The organism is Streptomyces sp. NPDC002144 (assembly GCF_053593695.1).
Genome location: NZ_JBSFDB010000016.1, coordinates 1 through 15,502, shown reverse-complemented (window position 1 = coordinate 15,502; position 15,502 = coordinate 1). Strand labels below are relative to the sequence as shown.

The window sequence follows — 15,502 nt, the reverse complement described above, 5'->3', positions numbered from 1 at the left end:
TGGGTTGCCTGAGAGGTACGTACGGGAGCCGAGACGGGTTCATGGCGGTTCGGACAGGTTGCGGTCGTCCGCCCGTTGTCGTCCGTAGGCTCTGGGGTGCACAGCTGTGCGGTAGACGCCCCGTCCCCACGTCCTAGGGAGAACCATGGCCGACGCCAGTCCCCCGGCCCGTGCCGTCACCCTGCTGGGCCGCCCCAAGCTGTGGCTGATGCCCACCCTGCTGACCGGGCTGCTCGCCCTGTTGCTGTCCCTCCTCTACATGGGCGGCATCGTCAACCCGCAGGGCGATCTGCACCATCTTCCGATCGCCCTGGTCAACGGTGACACGGGCAGACCGCCGGCCGGTCAGCAGCAGAACGCGGGCACGCAGATCGCCGCCGCCATCACCTCCGACACCTCCAGCGACAAGGCGGCGTGGCGCACCCTGACCCTCGCCCAGGCGCAGGACCAGCTCGACTCCGGGAAGGTGTACGGCGCCCTGGTCATCCCCGCGAACTTCACGGACTCCGTCACCGCGCTCGCCACCAGCGACGCCACCGAGCGGCCCACGATGACGGTGCTGACCAACCCCGGCAAGGGCAGCCTGGGTTCCTCCCTCGCCAGTCAGATCACCACGCAGGCCGCGCACCAGGCGTCACAGACCATCGGCAAGCAGCTCACCCGGGCGGACGCGCGGGCCGACGCCACGACCAAGCTGCTGCTGGCCGACCCGGTCAACGTCGTCACCCAGGTCGGCCATCCCCTCGGCAGCCACAGCGGCCTGGGCCTGAGCGCCTTCTACTACACCCTGTTGCTCGTGCTGGCCGGCTTCATCGGCGGCAACGTCATCAGCAACGCCGTCGACACCTCGCTCGGCTACGCCGACAACGAGATCGGCCCCTGGCACACCCGGCTGCCCACGGTCCCGATCAACCGCACGCAGACGCTGCTGCTGAAGATGGCCATGACCGCGGGCATCACGGTCCTCACCGTCTCCCTGATCATGCTCGCGACGATCAGCATCCTGGACATGGACGCGAGCCACCTGCCCCTGCTGTGGATCTACTCCTACTGTGCCTCCCTCGCCGTCGGCCTCGGCGTGCAGGCCATCAACGCCGCGTTCGGCGGGGTCGGCCAGCTGGTCTCCATGTTCGTCTTCATCGTGCTGGGCCTGCCGTCCTCCGGAGCCACCGTCCCCCTGCAGGCCGTCCCCGGCTTCTACCGCTTCCTCTCCAACTTCGAGCCCATGCGCCAGCTCAGCGACGGAGTGCGCGCCATCCTCTACTTCGACGCCCGCGGTGACGCCGGCCTGACCCGCTCCTGGATCATGATCGTCATCGGCGCGGCCCTCGCCCTGCTCTTCGGCTTCGCCATGACCCGCTACTACGACCGCAGGGGCCACGCCCGCCTCACGCCCCAGCCGGCCTGACCGATGTGCCTGAGCCGCAGCGCCCGTCACCGGAGGGGGCGCGGGAGTGTGCAACCCTCTCGCAACCTCCGGTGTGCTGCCCTGGCCCCATGGACGAGGAGACCCCGCGTGTCGAGCTCACCCCCGCGGCCGCCGAGTTGCTGCGCCGGCTGCGGGCCACGCACGGACCGCTGATGTTCCATCAGTCCGGCGGCTGCTGCGACGGCAGCGCGCCCATGTGCTACCCCGACGGCGAGTTCCGCACCGGCGGTTCGGACGTGCTGCTGGCGGAGCTCGAGGTCGAGGGCGTGCCGGAGCCGGTGACGTTCTGGATGGCGCGAAGCCAGTACGAGGCCTGGAGCCACACCCGGCTGATCGTGGACGTCGTGTCGGGCCGTGGCAGCGGTTTCTCGCTGGAGGCACCCGAGGGGGTGCGTTTTCTCACCCGTTCTCGTGTAGTCGACGCCTAGCCACCCCGCAGGTCCCCGTCTTCTGCTCCACTTCCCTTGGTACCCGGGACAGTTGACGAGACCTCAGGGGGCAGTGTGACGCATCGTCAGAGGCGTTTCCCGGCAGGCAGATCCAACAGATCCGTACTCGCTCTTCTCACGGCATTCGGCGCGCTGGCCGGTGCCGCCCTGGTGGGGGCGGCACCGGCCAGCGGCGTACCCGCCGTCACCGCGATAGCGAAGGGCGTCACCTACCGGCAGTTCGACGTCCAGGGGGCGAAGGGGCTCACCCATGCCCATCTGGTGACCGTCGACCTGCGCGACACGCACGTCCGGCTCGACCTGCTGTACCCGGGCGCGGTGGCCGCCCGGGCGCCCGTCTCCCGGCTCGCCGACGCCCAGCGCGCGGTCGCGGGCGTCAACGGCGACTTCTTCAACATCACCGAGACCCAGCACCCGGGCGTCGAGGCCACCGGCTCCACGGACGGACCGGCGATCGCGAGCGGTCACCCGCTGAAGGCGTCCGTGCCGGACGGCCAGCGCTTCGGCCCGGCGCTGCCGCCCGGCACCAGCACCGAGGACGTGCTCGGGGTGGGCATCGACCGCAGGGCCCGGCTGGACCACCTGGCCCTCCAGGGGACGGTCCGCACACCGGTGGGGCGCCTGCCCCTCGGCGGGTTCAACCAGTTCGCGCTGCCGGTGAACTCGGTGGGCGCGTTCACCTCGGACTGGGGCGGCGCCTCCCGGCTGCGTGCCACCTGCGGCACGGACACCGACCGGGCGGCCGCGTGCAGCAAGGACACCTATGAGGTGACGGTCCGGCACGGCCGGGTGGTGTCGGCGTCGGCCACACCGGGTGCCGGCGCGATCGCGACGGGCACCACGGTCCTCCTCGGCCGGGAGGCGGGCGCGGACCGGCTGCGCAGGCTCGTGAAGGGCGAGCGGGTGACGGTGACGCACCGTCTGGTCGCGGCCACCTCCAGGATCCCGTACCGCTTCGCCCTCGGCGGCTACCCGGTACTCAGGGGCGGACGGCCGCTGGCCGGGCTGGACAACGGCACGGCGGCGGTACGGACGGCCGTCGGCATCGCGCACGGCGGCAGACGCGTCCTGCTGTTCGCACTCGACGGCGCGCCCCAGTACCGCAAGGGCCTGACGATCGCCGAAGTGGCGGACGAGATGCGGGCGTTGGGCTCGGTGGACGCCTTCAGCCTGGACGGCGGCGGCTCGACCACGCTGGTCGCCCGGGCACCGGGCGCGAGCGGTGTGACCGTACGCAATCATCCGTCCGGGGACACGGAGCGCCCGGTCCCCAACGGCATCGGGGTCTTCGTCAAGCGGTGACCGCGCACGGCCTCACGGATGCAGGCTGCTGACGATGTCGGCGGTCGCCGTGAGGCCGCTGTGGATGGTGGGCGCCATGCTGGTGCCGGCCAGGAAGAAACCCAGCAGCATGCAGACCAGGGCGTGCGAGAACTTCAGCCCGCCGCTGCGCAGGAAGATCACCGCCAGGATCAGGAACAGCAGCACCACAGAGATGGAAATCGCCATCGTCAACCTCCTCCGCCACGCCGCACATGCGGTTCACGGCTTTCGGCCGTAAGTGTGGCGTAGCGGGGGGTTCGTCCGGGCGGCTGACCTGTCCTCCGAACGTGTGGTTCTCAGCTCGCCTTGTGCGAGTCCAGGAAGGACTCCAGTCCGGCGAGGTCGTCGGTGTTGAAGTAGTCGACGCCGGCGGCGAGCAGTTCGGTCCACAGCGCGTCCCGGGCGGGCCCGGCCACGTCGGGGGTGTTCCAGAACCGCACCTTCTGCCCGGTCTTGTGCGCCTGGCCGATGATGCCGCGCAGCTTCTGCCGCTCGGCGTCGGGGAAGGCGCCCACGCCCAGCCAGGTGAAGTTGAGCTGCCAGTTGTCGCTGATCAGCGGGACGAAGGAGGAGGGTGCCGCGGTGCCGAGGTCGGTGAGGCGGCCGTCGTAGAAGGCGCGGCGCACGCTCTGCGCCTCCATGGGGATGCGGGCGGCCCGGTCGCCGGAGATGACGTTGGTGACGGCGCCGGGGTGGACACGGCCGTGGGCGTAGGTCGTGAACAGGTGCTTGTAGCGCTGGAGATGGCGGTCGAGTTCGAGGTACGTCGAGGAGCCCTCGGTCTTGATGTCGATGAGCAGCTGCAGCGGCCGGTGCCAACCCCGGTACACGGAGCCGTGGTTGGCCTTGACGATGCGGGCCAGCGGGTCGAGGTAGAGGGACTCGAGGGTACGGGTCGGGTCGAGGTCGTCGACGGTGTGCCCGATCAGCAGCTGGTCGCCGACGAGGAAGATGTCGGCCTCGACGCTGCCGAACCGGTGGTCGAGCGCGTCGAAGAGGGGGCGCGGGTGCTCGTAGTCGTTGTGGGCGTGGGCGCGCCACAACGGGCGCCTGGTGTGCTTGCGTCCGTCCGCGAACGCGCTGCCGGCCGGCGGGGCGAGCACGGCGGCGAGCGTGGCGCCGAAGGTGGTGAGGGCTCTGCGGCGGGTGACGAGGGCCATGTTCTGCCTCCCTGTGGGGCGGGTCGGAACCACAGGGAGTATGAGGCGCGTTGGCACCCTATGAACCTGTACATGCCAGGAGTTGGCCGGACCGCCGTCACCCGTTCACTCCTTCGGCACGGGCGCACGAAGAAGCCCGCCCCAGGTGGGGCGGGCTTCACCAAGTGACCGTCAGGGGGCCTGCAGGTCGACGAGTTCGGCCACCGCGCCACGGTGGGCGCCGGCCGTGCCGTAGGCGATCGAGTCGGACTTGGCCCGCTTGAGGTAGAGGTGGACGGGGTGTTCCCAGGTCATGCCGATGCCGGCGTGCAACTGCAGCGCCTCCTCGGCGGCGTGGACGGCGACGGGCGACGCGTAGGCCTGGGCGACGGCCACCGCGAGGTCGGTGTCCTCGCCGGTGGTGAGCGCGTCGGCCGCGTTGCGGGCAGCGGCACGCAGGCTCGCGACCTCCAGCCACAGCTGGGCGAGCCGGTGCTTGAGCGCCTGGAAGCCGCCGACGGGCCGGTTGAACTGCTTGCGCTCCTTCAGGTAGCGCACGGTCTCCGTCAACATCCATTCCGCGAGCCCGAGTTGCTCGGAGGCGAGCAGTCCGGCACCGGCTCGCAGCGCCCGCCGGACGGCGGGTCCGGCGTCGCCGAGGCGTCGGCCCCGGGTGCCGTCGAGGGTGACGGTGGCCAGCGGCCGGGTGAGATCCAGGGACACCTGCGGGGTGACGGCCGCGTCGGCGGCCTCCACCGCGTACAGCCCGCCGTCCTCGGCCGGCACCAGCAGTACCTCCGCCACGGCGGCGTCCGCGATGCCGGTCAACTCCCCGTGCAGGGCGCCGCCTTCCAGCCGTACGGTGGGAAACGCGGTGCCCGGAGCGCGGTGCAGCCCGACCGCGAGCACCCCGATGTCCCGTCCGGAGGCCAGCCGGCCGAGCAGGTCCTCGTCCCCGCACTCCAGCAGGGCCTCTGTGGCGACGACGGCGCTGGCGAGGTAGGGCACCGGGGCGACCGCGCGGCCCAACTCCTCCAGGACAACGGCGACTTCGCGATGGGTGGCACCTTGGCCGCCGTGCGCCTCGGGCACCAGCAGGCCCGCGAGGCCCATGCCGTCGACGAGGGCCTTCCAGGCGGCGAGGTCGTGCGGGGCGTCAGACTCGGCGCGGGCGATGACGCCCGGTGCGTCGCAGTGGTCGGCGAGCAGGTCCCGTACGGCCGCCCGCAGAGCCTCTTCCTCCTCCGAGTACAGCAGGTCGGTCATCGGGCCAGGTCCTTCCAGGCGACGTCCTTGTCGGTGCGCGGCTCGGCGGGCAGGCCCAGGACCCGCTCGGCGACGATGTTCAGCAGGACCTCGCTGGTCCCGCCCTCGATGCTGTTGCCCTTGGAGCGCAGATAGCGGTAGCCGGCCTCGCGGCCCGTGAAGTCCACCAGCTCCGGGCGCCGCATGGTCCAGTCGTCGTACAACAGGCCCTCCTCGCCGAGGAGTTCGACCTCCAGGCCGCTGATCTCCTGGTTGAGGCGGGCGAAGGCGAGCTTCATGCCGGCGCCCTCGGGGCCGGGCTGGCCGGCGACCAGCTGCTGGCGCAGGCGCTCGGCGGTGAGGCGGGAGACCTCGGACTCGACCCAGAGCTTCAGCAGCCGCTGGTGCAGGTCGTGGGTGCGCAACTCGGGCCGCTCACGCCAGGTCTTCGAGACGGGGCCGATCATGCCGCCCTCGCGGGGCAGCCGCATGCCGCCGATGGCGACGCGCTCGTTGTTCAGCGTGGTCTGCGCCACCCGCCAGCCGTCGCCGACCTCGCCGAGGCGCCGCGAGTCCGGGATGCGGACGTCGGTCAGGAAGACCTCGTTGAACTCCGCCTCGCCGGTGATCTGCCGCAGCGGCCGAACCTCGACGCCGGGGTCGGTCATGTCGCAGATGAAGTACGTGATGCCCGCGTGCTTGGGCACGTCCGGGTCGGTGCGGGCGATGAGGATGGCCCAGCGGGCGACATGGGCGCTGGACGTCCACACCTTCTGCCCGTTGACCACCCAGTCGTCGCCCTCCCGGACGGCGCGCGTGCCGAGCGCGGCCAGGTCGGAGCCGGCGCCCGGCTCGCTGAAGAGCTGGCACCAGACCTCCTCCCCCACCCACAGGGGCCGCAGATAGCGCTGCTTCTGCTCCTCGGTCCCGTACTTCAGGATGGTCGGCGCGGCCATGCCCAGCCCGATGCCGATGCGCCGGGGATCGTTGTCGGGGGCCCCGGCGGCCTCCAGCTCGGCGTCCACGACGGTCTGCAGGGACCGGGGCGCGCCCAGGCCACCGAGGCCCTCGGGGTAGTGCACCCAGGCCAGCCCCGCGTCGAAGCGGGCCCTGAGGAAGTCCAGACGGTCGGTGCCGGCCGGCGGATACGCGGCCAGCAACTCCCTTGTGCGGCGCCGCAGTTCGGCTGCGTCGGTCATGCGGCGGCTCCCTTCTCCAGCGACGGGACGACGACCACCCGGCCGGTGGTCACACCGTCGGCGACGCGCTGCACGGCCGCCGCGCCCTCCTGCAGCGGCACCCGCTCGCTGACCAGCGGCTTGATGGCGCTCCGGGCGGCGAGTTCGGTGAGCTGTTCGTGGCAGTGCTGGACCAGCTTGGGGTTCTTGGTGTTGTACAGGCCCCAGTGCAGACCGAGGATCGAGTAGTTCTTCACCAGCGCGTGGTTGAGCCCGGGCGCGGGGATGTTCCCGCTGGCGAAGCCGACGACGACGATCCGGCCCTCGAAGGCGACGACCTTGGTCGACTGCGTGTAGGCCTCGCCGCCGACCGGGTCGTAGATCACGTCGGCGCCCCGGCCCCCGGTGGCCTCCTTGACCGCGCTCACGACGTCCTCACCGCGCCGGTCGATGACGACGTCACAGCCCAGCTCCCGGGCCACCACGGCCTTTTCGGCGCCGCCCACGACACCGATGACCCGCGCCCCGGCCGCCTTGCCGAGCTGTACGGCCGCGCTGCCGACCCCTCCTGCGGCAGCGTGGACCAGCAGCGTCTCCCCGGCCTCCAGGTGCGCCCGGCGGTGCAGGCCGAACCAGCCCGTCTGGTAGCCGATGTGCAGTGCGGCGGCCTCGGCGTCGTCCAACGAGTCCGGGGCGGCCAGTACGGCGGCGGCGTCCGCGACAGCGTACTCGGCGAAGCCGCCGTAGGGCAGCGCGGGGTTCGCGATCACGCGGCGCCCGTCCTCGGTCTCGCCGCAGATCTCCACGCCCGGCGTGAAGGGCAGCGGCGGGCGCACCTGGTACTGGCCGCGGGCCATCAGCACGTCCGGGAAGTTGATGTTGGCGGCACGCACCTTCAGCAGCACCTGGCCCTCGCCGGGCGTGGGCGGCGCGACCTCCGCGAGGCGCATCACCTCACTCGGCTCGCCGTTCTCGTGCACTTGCCATGCCTGCATGCGGTGCCTCCACGGGACTGCGTCGACTGCTTCGTCCGACCGGGTCACTCGCATACTAAGCGGTCGCTTGCCCACCTGGGAACCGCCTTCGGCCAAACCGCTCAGTGGCCCGCAGCACGGACCCGTCCGACCGCCCAGCGCTGGGCTTGCGACAGTTCGCCACCGAGGCCGAGCGGATCTGTTCCATGCCGCTGCCGCTGACGAGGGCACATCGATCGCGGCCGTCAGCGCCAAGTGCGGGCTGCCGGCCGGCTCGATCTACTGGCACTTCGAGGACAAGGACTACCTGATCGCCGCGGTCATCGAGCGCAGCTTCGAGACCTGGCTGCGGGCGGTCGAACCGCCGGGCGAGGACGCCGGGACCCCGCTGGAACGGGCCGCACTGATGGCCGCGAACGTGGCGCGATCCCTGGTCGACGCGCCGGACTTCCTCCGCCCGGGCCTGATCCTCGCGCTGGAGCGGCGCCCCACGGAACCCCGGGGCCGGGCGGTGTTCCTCCAGGTGCGCGCGGTCTCCCGGCAACGGATCGCCGGGTCATCTGCAAGCTGTTCCCGAGTCAGGGCAGAGGGGGCCGACGGCTCAGCCGCTCCCCCGCAGCAGCCGCGACAACCCCAGCGCCGCCGTTCTGACCGCGGGCGAGGAAGCGGCCACGGCACTCACCGCCTCCGGATCACGCCTGACCGTCTCCGAGGCCGCCGCGACACCGGCCCGGTTCGGCCGCCGACGGGTGTGACGACTCAGCTTCGGAGATCTTTGCGGCGGCGAGGCGTGGCCGAGCGGGGCGGTGTCGAGCGCATGTGGTCGCGCACCGGCGCCAGCAGGCCGGCGAGCGCCCTGACGTCGTCGCGCGAAAGCGGCTCGAAGAGAAGGCCGTTGACCACCTCGACGTGTCCCGGCAGCACCTTGCCGAGCAGCGCGCGCCCGGCCTCGGTGATGGTGACGGTGACGCCGCGCTCGTCGTCCGGCGAAGGAGCGCGGACGACCAGGCCGTCCTTCTCGAGCAGACCCACCTGGTAGGTCAGGCCGCTGCGGCTGTAGACGACGCCGTCGGCCAGGTCGGTCATGCGGTGGCTGCCCGTGGGTGAGTCGCCGAGGCGGGCCAGCAGCTGGAACTGCACGTAGCTGAGATCGCCGCTCTCGCGCAGCTGCTGCTCGACCGCGTGCCGGAGCAGGCTGGCGACCTCGATGAGGTCGAAGTAGGCGCCCAGCTGTTCGGGGTCGAGCGACGGCGGCGATTCAGGCATGACCGGAGTGTACTGCTTCGAATTCGAAGAGTGTGGAGCGACCAGCGTGGGCAGCACCGCATCACCTCCGATAAGGCGAGATCTCCCGCAGCTGCTGACCGAGGCCGCGGAACCGTCCGGCGACATCACGGGATCGCGGAGGCCGTGTGCCGGTCGCCGGCGTCGGGCGGTGCGCGCGCCGAGGTGGAGGTGGTGGAGCAGCTCGGATGCGCTCGCATCGCCGGTGACTGGCACCACTTGCTTCGAATTCGAAGCAGATGTATCGTCGTCAGCAGTTGCTTCGAATTCGAAGCACATCGGATCGCAGCGAAGGTGAGAACCGAAATGAAGGCTGTGCGTTTCCACGAGTACGGCGACCCGGGCGCCCTGCGCCACGAGGACGTGGAGCTTCCCGTCCCCGGGGCCGGCGAGGTCCGGATCCAGGTGGCCGCGACGTCGTTCAACTCCGTCGACGGCAACATCCGCGGCGGCTTCATGCAGGGCCCCATCCCGGTGGTCCTGCCGCACACCCCCGGCATCGACGTCTCCGGCACCGTCGACGCGCTCGGCGAGGGCGTGGACGGCATCGCGGTCGGCGACGACGTCATCGGCTTCCTGCCGATGGACAAGCCCGGAGCCGCCGCCCAGTACGTCCTTGCCCCGGCCGACATCCTCACGCCGGCCCCCAAGAGCCTCCCGCTGCCCGACGCCGCCGCGCTGCCGGTGGTGGGCCTCACCGCGTGGCAGGCGCTGTTCGACCACGGCAAGCTGACGGCGGGACAGCGGGTGCTGATCAACGGCGCCGGCGGAGCGGTCGGCGGCTACGCCGTGCAGCTGGCCAAGAACGCCGGCGCCCACGTCATCGCCACAGCCAGTCCCCGCAGCGGCGAGCAGGTCAGGACGGCGGGCGCCGACGAGGTCGTCGACCACACCTCCACGGAGGTGACCGCCTCGGTGACCGAGCCGGTCGACCTCGTCCTCAACCTCGCGCCGGTCGACCCGGCACAACTGGCCGCGCTCCCCGGCCTGATCCGCCCCGGCGGAGTACTGGTGAACACCACGGTGTGGATGCCCGCGCCCTCCGACGAGGAGCACGACGTGCGAGGCGTCGACCTGTTCGTCCGCAGCGACGCCGAGCAGCTGGCGCGGCTGGTGGCGCTGATCGACGGCGGACAGCTGCGCGTCGATGTCGCCGAGCGGGTGCCGCTGGCCGAACTGCGGGCGCTCCACGCCCGGGCCGCCGAAGGCGCGGTGCACGGCAAGGTCATCGTCCTCCCGCCCACTGCCTGACGCCGCTCCCCCACCGAAAGGGCGACGTCGGCGACATCATCGGCATCGGGGAACACCTGCTCAGGGAGGGGACCGTGGTCTCGGGGCGGATGACGGAGCGGGCGGCGAGGCGGAACTGGTTCAGCTTGTCGATGATGGTCTGCCCGACCGGCGTATGGCCCCTGATGCTGATGCCCTGGTGGGTGCTGAGGCGCCACAGGACGGCGGCGACGGCGATGGAGTGGTGGCGTTCGTTGACCCGCAGGAAGCGGATCTTCAGCTTGACGCCGCTGATCGTCTCGTCGATGCAGTCGGTGAGGCGGGCGTTGAAGACGGTGTCGACATAGCCGCGAACCTGCGATGGCCTTGGGACCGAGCGGGACGCCGTGGGCCCAGATGCGCGCCTCGATCCGCTCGAAGCGGAACCGCATCACACCGGTGTCGAGGTCGTCGCGGTGCATGCCGATGGCGTCGGTGCCGAAGCGGCGCCAGTCGGTGAACCGTTCGGTCTCGATGACGATGTAGCCGAGGTGGACGACTCCGAAGACGGAAGGGAAGGTCATCGGCGGCCGCCGGTGTTGGCCACCAGGTACAGATCGCAGTTGGGCATGCGGTCGGCGAGCACACGGCCTCCGGTGCCGTGTGCGCAGGTTCGAATCCTGCCGGGGGCACCGCAGATGAGGTGCCCAAAGATCCCGTCACCAGCGGAAACGCTGAGGCCGGGGTCTTCGCGTATGTGCAGGCGTATGCGGCCCGAAGCTGCTCTATGTCGAGGTCTGTGGACGAGGCGTGGACGGGATCTTGAGGCATCGCCGCAGGTGAGCCCGCAAAACGATGCGGCCCGGACCCGGGACAGGTGTGGGACCGCATCGCAAGGCTGCACCGACTCCCCTAATCGGCAGTGACCCCCCAATAGGCGATCTGCGCGGGCCTACCGTTGCGGTAGAGCACTGTGCAATTCCCCCGGGCGCGGCCTGGGAAGTCCAGTTGCTCGGAGTCGAGCGCGGCGTCCCACTCCTCGTAGGTGGGCCGGCCGTGAGGAGCCCACGCTCGCACCTCGTCATCGGTCAGCGGCCGCATGAACGGACCGTCATCGCTGTCCGCGGCCTCGATCATGAGAGGGAAGTCCAACACGGAGCCCGTGCCGCCGGTGAAGATGTACTCCTGCCACGCTGGGTCATGCCACAGTTCCTCGACGGACCGCCCCTCGAAGCCGTGATTGTCCCGTGCCAGCTCGTCTTCCTGCTCCTGCCGGAACGCGGCCGCCAAGTCACGCCGATACGGGCCCGTATGAGTCCATGCATTACCGCCCATCCGCGTCCCCTCTCAATTCGAACTGGATGTTCAAGAGCGGAGCGTAAGAGACGGCACTGACAAGCGCCTTGACGACGGCCGCAAGCTGGAGACCACCTACTGTAAGACGCACGCCGCGGGCCTGGAGGACATCGACCAGACTTTGACGGCGCACCTGTTTCAGGTCGTCCATCTGCTGGCGCGGGCACTGCGGCGCTCCGAGCTGCCGTGTGAGGGAGTGAACGTGTTTCTCGCCGATGGCGAGGTGGCCGATCAGACGGTCTTCCATCTTCACGTGCACGTTTTCCCCCGTACCGCGGACGACGGGTTCCGGTTGGAGGTCAGGTGGCTGGATCGGTCCCGAGCAGACCTGGATGACGACGCCGCACGGGTCAGAGATGGCCTTGCGCGCAGCGGATACCGCTACGGACATCCGTGAGGTGTGGTGGGCCGAAGGCCAGATCCTGTACGGCCGAGCTCCGTTCGAGTTCAACCGGCCCCGCATCCTCACCAGTCATGAGATTCATGGGTCAGGGCTGGATGTTCTTCAGGTCCTCCAGAGGCTTGGGTGCGTCTGCCGGGTGTAGGCGCTGGACCAGGGCTGGTCGCTCGCGAAGATCTGGCCTGTCGGCTCCTTACCATTGGCCGTACACTGCCAATTCATAAGCAAGCGGGCTGTATTGACGGGGGGAGCCCACCATGTCTGGGGATGTCTACGGGCAGAACAGATTCGTACCGCCCATGCCGTCGAGTCCTCCGCCCGCGCCGCCGGACGCAGGCCGGGCCGTCGCCGTCGCCCTGCTCAACCTCAGCGGTCTGGGCCTGGGTTACGCGCTGATGCGCCGCTGGGTCCTGGCCGCCGTGTGCTGGGCGGCGACCGTCGTCCTGCTGCTGATGGCGCTGCCTGCGGACGCCGACGGCGTGCCCGGGCTCGCGCTCGGCCTGTACGTCGTGTTCCTGGTGCTGACCGCCGTCCACGGCGCCGTCGTCGCACTGCGCACGCGCCTGGCCTGGCCGGGACGGTCGCCGATCGCGATCCTGCTGGGCGTGGCGCTGCTCGCCGTACCGGTGGGCGGATCCGTGCTGTACGACAACGCCCGCCAGGAGGCCATCGAGCAGGCCCTCCTCGACCGGCTCCAGAAGGCCGACGACCTGGTGACGGCGGCTGGCCGGGACTCGTTCGGCAGCGGCAAGTCCGACTACAGGTCGGCGCTCGAGACCTACCGGAACCTCGCGGTCCACCACTCGGGCTCCCGCGCGGCGGCCGAGGTCCCCGACCGGATGAGGACCTACTACGCGACGGTGGGCGCGGCCTACGGTCACAAGAACTACTGCGACGCCGTCGCACCGCTCGAGTACCTGCGCACGGTGCCCGACACCATGCCCAAGGACGCCATCGGCTCTCTGCGCACATGGCCCGACGACCGGCTCGCCACCTCGCTGTACGAGTGCGGTTCGCAGCGGATGTCCAATGGCGACTCGGACTGGGTCACGCAGTACGGCAACCTGCTGGACACCTTCCCCGACTCCGAGCCGGCCGCGAAGGTCGCCCCCGCGGTGAGTTCGGCCGTCGACGCCGCCGCCAAGGAGGTACAGGGCGACGACCCGTGCGCCGCCGTCTCCCAGCTGCGCGAGCTGAAGACCCAGATCGGCGACCTGTCCGGCAGCGCGGGCGAGCAGTCGAGCGACCTCGACAAGGACGCCGACCGGGCGGGCGCGAAGGCCGACGCCGGTGACTACGACTGCGGCGTCCACCAGTACAAGCACGGCGACTTCAATGGGGCTCAGCAGACCCTCACCGACTTCGCCTCCGCTCACAAGCACGACAAGAACCGGGCCCGCGCCCAGAAGATCGCCATAGCCGCCGAGATCGCCCAGACCATCCCGGCCGCCGGCAAGAAGCTGCCCACCACCGCCTCCGGCGGCGGCATCTCGGTGACGGTGAAGAACGACAGCCCCGACGACATCACCGTCCTCTACACCGGCCCCGTCACCGGCAGTTTCACCCTCAAGGCCTGCGGCAGTTGCAAGGCCTACTCCTTCACCGACACCATCACCCCCGGCTTCAAGCCCTGCTCCAGCGGCAAAAGCTACCCCCAGCGCACCATCAGCCTGCCAGCGGGCACCACCTACTTCGTCCACAAGCCCAAGAACCGCACCACCTCGTCGCCCGCCAAGGACACCGTCAAGATCAGCTCTGCCTACATCTACACCGAGTGCTCCTACACCACGCAGGGCCTCGGCAGTGGTTACTGACGGGCCGTTCCCTGCCGGTGGCGCCGAGCGTCACCGGCCGGGGCGAACCGCCGGGTGTGCCATGAGCATGTAGTGCCCTCCTTCATCACGGGCCACGGTGCGATCACGTGCAGATCCGCGAAAATCCAGGGATCGGGGCTCCATGCGTCCGGTGTCCGAGGCCGGCCGTCGAGGTGGTGCTCGCCGGCCGGCCACCGCACCGGCGCTCAGTCCTTGGTCTGCTCCAGTGTGGACTTGGTGTCCGACTTCAGCCAGTCACGGACCTCGCTGAGATCCGGCGGGCTCGTGTCACTGTCGTACGTCGTGCGGTACTCGGTGAACCCCATGGTGTACGTCATCCAGCCGTCCCGGACGGCGAGAGTGGCATAGATGGATCCGCTGGTTGTGCCGCTGGTGGTGTCGTTGCTGACGAGATACGCCTCGTCACCGATGCCCTTGACGATCTCCACGTCGTAACCCGAGTGGCTCTTGCGGTAGTTCTTCCACAGAGCGGTGAACTCCGCCGCCGGATCGGTCTTCTTGTGCAGGTCCATCTGCATGGTGAGATAGGCGTCCCCGTAGCTGGACGGGGTCTTCTTCAGGCTCAGGCTGCAGTAACTCTCGTCCAGCGCGTCGGACTTGAGGGAGTTGCGGAGCGGCGAGGAGTCGTCATCCGGGTACTCGTCCTTGAACGACGAGTAGTCCGCGCCGGTGCACAGGTTCGAGGGGGCGCTGTAGCCGCGCAGGTCGGCGCTGTCGCCCCGGCCGAGGAGGAACACGCCGCCCGCCCATGCGGCGGAGGCGACCACCGCGCCGACGACCGCCCACAGCACGGCCCGCCCGGCGCCGCCACCGCCCCCCGGGGCCGCTGGGACGGGCACGGGGCCGTAGTAGGGCTGCGCGGCATACGGGTTGCCCGGCTGGGGCTGGGCAGGCTGGCCCACCAGGGTGGGCTGGGCGTAGAAGTTCGGCTGGGCCGGTGTGGGCGCGGGAGCCGGCGGCGGGTCGGATCCCGGCGCACCCGGAGCCGCGGGCTGCGGATTCGGGGACTGCGGCTTGGGGTGCGGATACGCGCTCGGGGTCGCCGGCGTCTCCGGGACGCCTGGCTGATCAGATGGCTGCGAAGCCTCGGGTGGCGTGGACATGATGTGAAGATAGTCGCCGATAGGCGTCAAGTCCCATGATATCCAGGATCGTTATGGCCTGGGGACGGCTCTGGTACGGCGCAGAGGGAACCGAACGAAGGAACCGCGTTACTGACTTCCTCGGGTTGTTGTCGGCTGCGGGTGAGGGGCAGTCTGGTCATCGAGAACCCGGCCTCGCCCTCGAAGACGATGTACGCGCCCAGCGCCGCCGCAGTCGTTCCGCCTGCCAGGCCGGTTCCTGCGAAGACCCAGTGGGCGAGGACGTACGTCGTTTCGGGCTCGCGGCTGTTGGTGCTGGTGATTGCGGCTTGTGCGCGGCGCCATTCGGCGCGGGCGTTGCGGAGGGCGCCGAGGGTGGTGGAGTAGCGGCGCTCCACCTGGACGCCATGAACCACGCCTGCTCCACGGTGTGTCGGTCGACGGCGGACGGGATGGAAGCTGGGGTGAGTGGTGGTGAAGGAGTCGAACAGCCCGCAGGTCGGGGGTCACGTCCGCTGGAGTGGTGTATCGACGGCCACTCGGTGATCTCGTCTTTGAGGCTATGCGGTGAGTTCGGTGGGCAGGACGGTGTCGTCGGT

General features: G+C 70.3%; 15 protein-coding genes, 1 tRNA gene and 3 pseudogenes. 8 read left to right on the top strand and 11 right to left on the bottom strand.

Going from position 1 to position 15,502, the window contains the following annotated elements:
- Window positions 1–145: 145 nt before the first annotated feature.
- The 3 genes from ACWCQ1_RS24075 to ACWCQ1_RS24065 all read left to right on the top strand — a co-directional run bounded on the left by ACWCQ1_RS24075 (window position 146) and on the right by ACWCQ1_RS24065 (window position 3,180).
- Window positions 146–1,408, top strand: a complete 1,263-nt coding sequence (locus ACWCQ1_RS24075; RefSeq protein ID WP_358608086.1) for a YhgE/Pip domain-containing protein — start codon at window positions 146–148, stop codon at window positions 1,406–1,408.
- Window positions 1,409–1,497: 89 nt separating this feature from the next.
- Window positions 1,498–1,857, top strand: a complete 360-nt coding sequence (locus ACWCQ1_RS24070; protein WP_133046947.1) for a DUF779 domain-containing protein — start codon at window positions 1,498–1,500, stop codon at window positions 1,855–1,857.
- 75 nt (window positions 1,858–1,932) lie between these two features.
- Window positions 1,933–3,180 carry a phosphodiester glycosidase family protein gene (locus ACWCQ1_RS24065; RefSeq protein ID WP_207929907.1) on the top strand — a complete coding sequence of 416 codons (1,248 nt, stop codon included), beginning with the start codon at window positions 1,933–1,935 and terminating at the stop codon, window positions 3,178–3,180.
- A gap of 12 nt (window positions 3,181–3,192) precedes the next feature.
- Here ACWCQ1_RS24065 and ACWCQ1_RS24060 read toward each other — a convergent pair whose 3' ends face one another.
- From ACWCQ1_RS24060 to ACWCQ1_RS24040, 5 genes are all read right to left on the bottom strand, one after another.
- A complete protein-coding gene (locus tag ACWCQ1_RS24060) occupies window positions 3,193–3,387 on the bottom strand; it encodes a hypothetical protein (protein WP_133046948.1) in 195 nt (64 codons plus the stop codon).
- A gap of 110 nt (window positions 3,388–3,497) precedes the next feature.
- Window positions 3,498–4,361, bottom strand: a complete 864-nt coding sequence (locus ACWCQ1_RS24055) for a phosphatidylinositol-specific phospholipase C/glycerophosphodiester phosphodiesterase family protein (protein ID WP_451027347.1) — start codon at window positions 4,359–4,361, stop codon at window positions 3,498–3,500.
- Window positions 4,362–4,532: 171 nt separating this feature from the next.
- A complete protein-coding gene (locus ACWCQ1_RS24050; RefSeq protein WP_451027346.1) occupies window positions 4,533–5,606 on the bottom strand; it encodes an acyl-CoA dehydrogenase family protein in 1,074 nt (357 codons plus the stop codon).
- A complete protein-coding gene (locus ACWCQ1_RS24045; RefSeq protein ID WP_133046951.1) occupies window positions 5,603–6,784 on the bottom strand; it encodes an acyl-CoA dehydrogenase family protein in 1,182 nt (393 codons plus the stop codon). The genes ACWCQ1_RS24050 and ACWCQ1_RS24045 overlap by 4 nt, the downstream gene beginning before the upstream one ends.
- Window positions 6,781–7,758, bottom strand: coding sequence for an NADPH:quinone oxidoreductase family protein (locus tag ACWCQ1_RS24040; RefSeq protein WP_451027345.1), 978 nt, complete (start codon window positions 7,756–7,758; stop codon window positions 6,781–6,783). Before ACWCQ1_RS24040 ends, ACWCQ1_RS24045 begins: the two co-directional genes overlap by 4 nt.
- 202 nt (window positions 7,759–7,960) lie before the next feature.
- On the opposite strand from ACWCQ1_RS24040, the pseudogene ACWCQ1_RS24035 reads away from it, so the two are divergent.
- Window positions 7,961–8,290, top strand: a pseudogene (locus ACWCQ1_RS24035) (TetR/AcrR family transcriptional regulator); the annotation flags it as partial.
- A 206-nt stretch (window positions 8,291–8,496) separates the two neighbouring features.
- Here ACWCQ1_RS24035 and ACWCQ1_RS24030 read toward each other — a convergent pair.
- The gene (locus ACWCQ1_RS24030) at window positions 8,497–9,003 is read right to left on the bottom strand and encodes a MarR family winged helix-turn-helix transcriptional regulator (RefSeq protein WP_451027344.1); all 507 of its coding nucleotides are present in this window, start codon (window positions 9,001–9,003) and stop codon (window positions 8,497–8,499) included.
- Window positions 9,004–9,327: 324 nt separating this feature from the next.
- Here ACWCQ1_RS24030 and ACWCQ1_RS24025 point away from each other — a divergent pair, with 324 nt between their 5' ends.
- On the top strand, window positions 9,328–10,272 hold the full coding sequence (locus tag ACWCQ1_RS24025; RefSeq protein ID WP_451027343.1) for an NADP-dependent oxidoreductase: 945 nt from the start codon (window positions 9,328–9,330) through the stop codon (window positions 10,270–10,272).
- Here ACWCQ1_RS24025 and ACWCQ1_RS24020 read toward each other — a convergent pair.
- Window positions 10,247–10,814: pseudogene (locus ACWCQ1_RS24020) on the bottom strand (hypothetical protein). The gene ACWCQ1_RS24025 and the pseudogene ACWCQ1_RS24020 overlap by 26 nt on opposite strands.
- 32 nt (window positions 10,815–10,846) lie before the next feature.
- Between ACWCQ1_RS24020 and ACWCQ1_RS24015 the strand changes: the two are divergent.
- A tRNA-Arg gene (locus tag ACWCQ1_RS24015) sits at window positions 10,847–10,919 on the top strand.
- A gap of 223 nt (window positions 10,920–11,142) precedes the next feature.
- Here the strand turns inward: ACWCQ1_RS24015 and ACWCQ1_RS24010 are convergent.
- Both ACWCQ1_RS24010 and ACWCQ1_RS24005 read right to left on the bottom strand, forming a co-directional pair.
- A complete protein-coding gene (locus ACWCQ1_RS24010) occupies window positions 11,143–11,520 on the bottom strand; it encodes a hypothetical protein (RefSeq protein ID WP_358608065.1) in 378 nt (125 codons plus the stop codon).
- Between the two features lie 34 nt (window positions 11,521–11,554).
- A complete protein-coding gene (locus ACWCQ1_RS24005; RefSeq protein ID WP_451027412.1) occupies window positions 11,555–11,839 on the bottom strand; it encodes a hypothetical protein in 285 nt (94 codons plus the stop codon).
- On the opposite strand from ACWCQ1_RS24005, the gene ACWCQ1_RS24000 reads away from it, so the two are divergent.
- The gene (locus ACWCQ1_RS24000) at window positions 11,720–11,983 is read left to right on the top strand and encodes an HIT family protein (protein ID WP_451027405.1); all 264 of its coding nucleotides are present in this window, start codon (window positions 11,720–11,722) and stop codon (window positions 11,981–11,983) included. The two genes, ACWCQ1_RS24005 and ACWCQ1_RS24000, sit on opposite strands and share 120 nt — an antisense overlap.
- A gap of 260 nt (window positions 11,984–12,243) precedes the next feature.
- Window positions 12,244–13,800, top strand: a complete 1,557-nt coding sequence (locus ACWCQ1_RS23995; RefSeq protein WP_451027342.1) for a hypothetical protein — start codon at window positions 12,244–12,246, stop codon at window positions 13,798–13,800.
- 206 nt (window positions 13,801–14,006) lie between these two features.
- Here ACWCQ1_RS23995 and ACWCQ1_RS23990 read toward each other — a convergent pair whose 3' ends face one another.
- Window positions 14,007–14,924, bottom strand: a complete 918-nt coding sequence (locus ACWCQ1_RS23990; RefSeq protein ID WP_451027341.1) for a hypothetical protein — start codon at window positions 14,922–14,924, stop codon at window positions 14,007–14,009.
- Window positions 14,925–15,148: 224 nt separating this feature from the next.
- Window positions 15,149–15,394 (bottom strand): annotated as a pseudogene (locus ACWCQ1_RS23985) (replication initiator); the annotation flags it as partial.
- Window positions 15,395–15,502 lie beyond the last annotated feature (108 nt).

Bases quoted from the DNA above. Each gene is read 5' to 3' on its own strand.
- ACWCQ1_RS24075 (WP_358608086.1), top strand. From the start codon at position 146: ATGGCCGACGCCAGTCCCCCGGCCCGTGCCGTCACCCTGCTGGGCCGC.
- ACWCQ1_RS24070 (WP_133046947.1), top strand. From the start codon at position 1,498: ATGGACGAGGAGACCCCGCGTGTCGAGCTCACCCCCGCGGCCGCCGAG.
- ACWCQ1_RS24060 (WP_133046948.1), bottom strand. From the start codon at position 3,387: ATGGCGATTTCCATCTCTGTGGTGCTGCTGTTCCTGATCCTGGCGGTG.
- ACWCQ1_RS24055 (WP_451027347.1), bottom strand. From the start codon at position 4,361: ATGGCCCTCGTCACCCGCCGCAGAGCCCTCACCACCTTCGGCGCCACG.
- ACWCQ1_RS24050 (WP_451027346.1), bottom strand. From the start codon at position 5,606: ATGACCGACCTGCTGTACTCGGAGGAGGAAGAGGCTCTGCGGGCGGCC.
- ACWCQ1_RS24045 (WP_133046951.1), bottom strand. From the start codon at position 6,784: ATGACCGACGCAGCCGAACTGCGGCGCCGCACAAGGGAGTTGCTGGCC.
- ACWCQ1_RS24040 (WP_451027345.1), bottom strand. From the start codon at position 7,758: ATGCAGGCATGGCAAGTGCACGAGAACGGCGAGCCGAGTGAGGTGATG.
- ACWCQ1_RS24030 (WP_451027344.1), bottom strand. From the start codon at position 9,003: ATGCCTGAATCGCCGCCGTCGCTCGACCCCGAACAGCTGGGCGCCTAC.
- ACWCQ1_RS24025 (WP_451027343.1), top strand. From the start codon at position 9,328: ATGAAGGCTGTGCGTTTCCACGAGTACGGCGACCCGGGCGCCCTGCGC.
- ACWCQ1_RS23995 (WP_451027342.1), top strand. From the start codon at position 12,244: ATGTCTGGGGATGTCTACGGGCAGAACAGATTCGTACCGCCCATGCCG.
- ACWCQ1_RS23990 (WP_451027341.1), bottom strand. From the start codon at position 14,924: ATGTCCACGCCACCCGAGGCTTCGCAGCCATCTGATCAGCCAGGCGTC.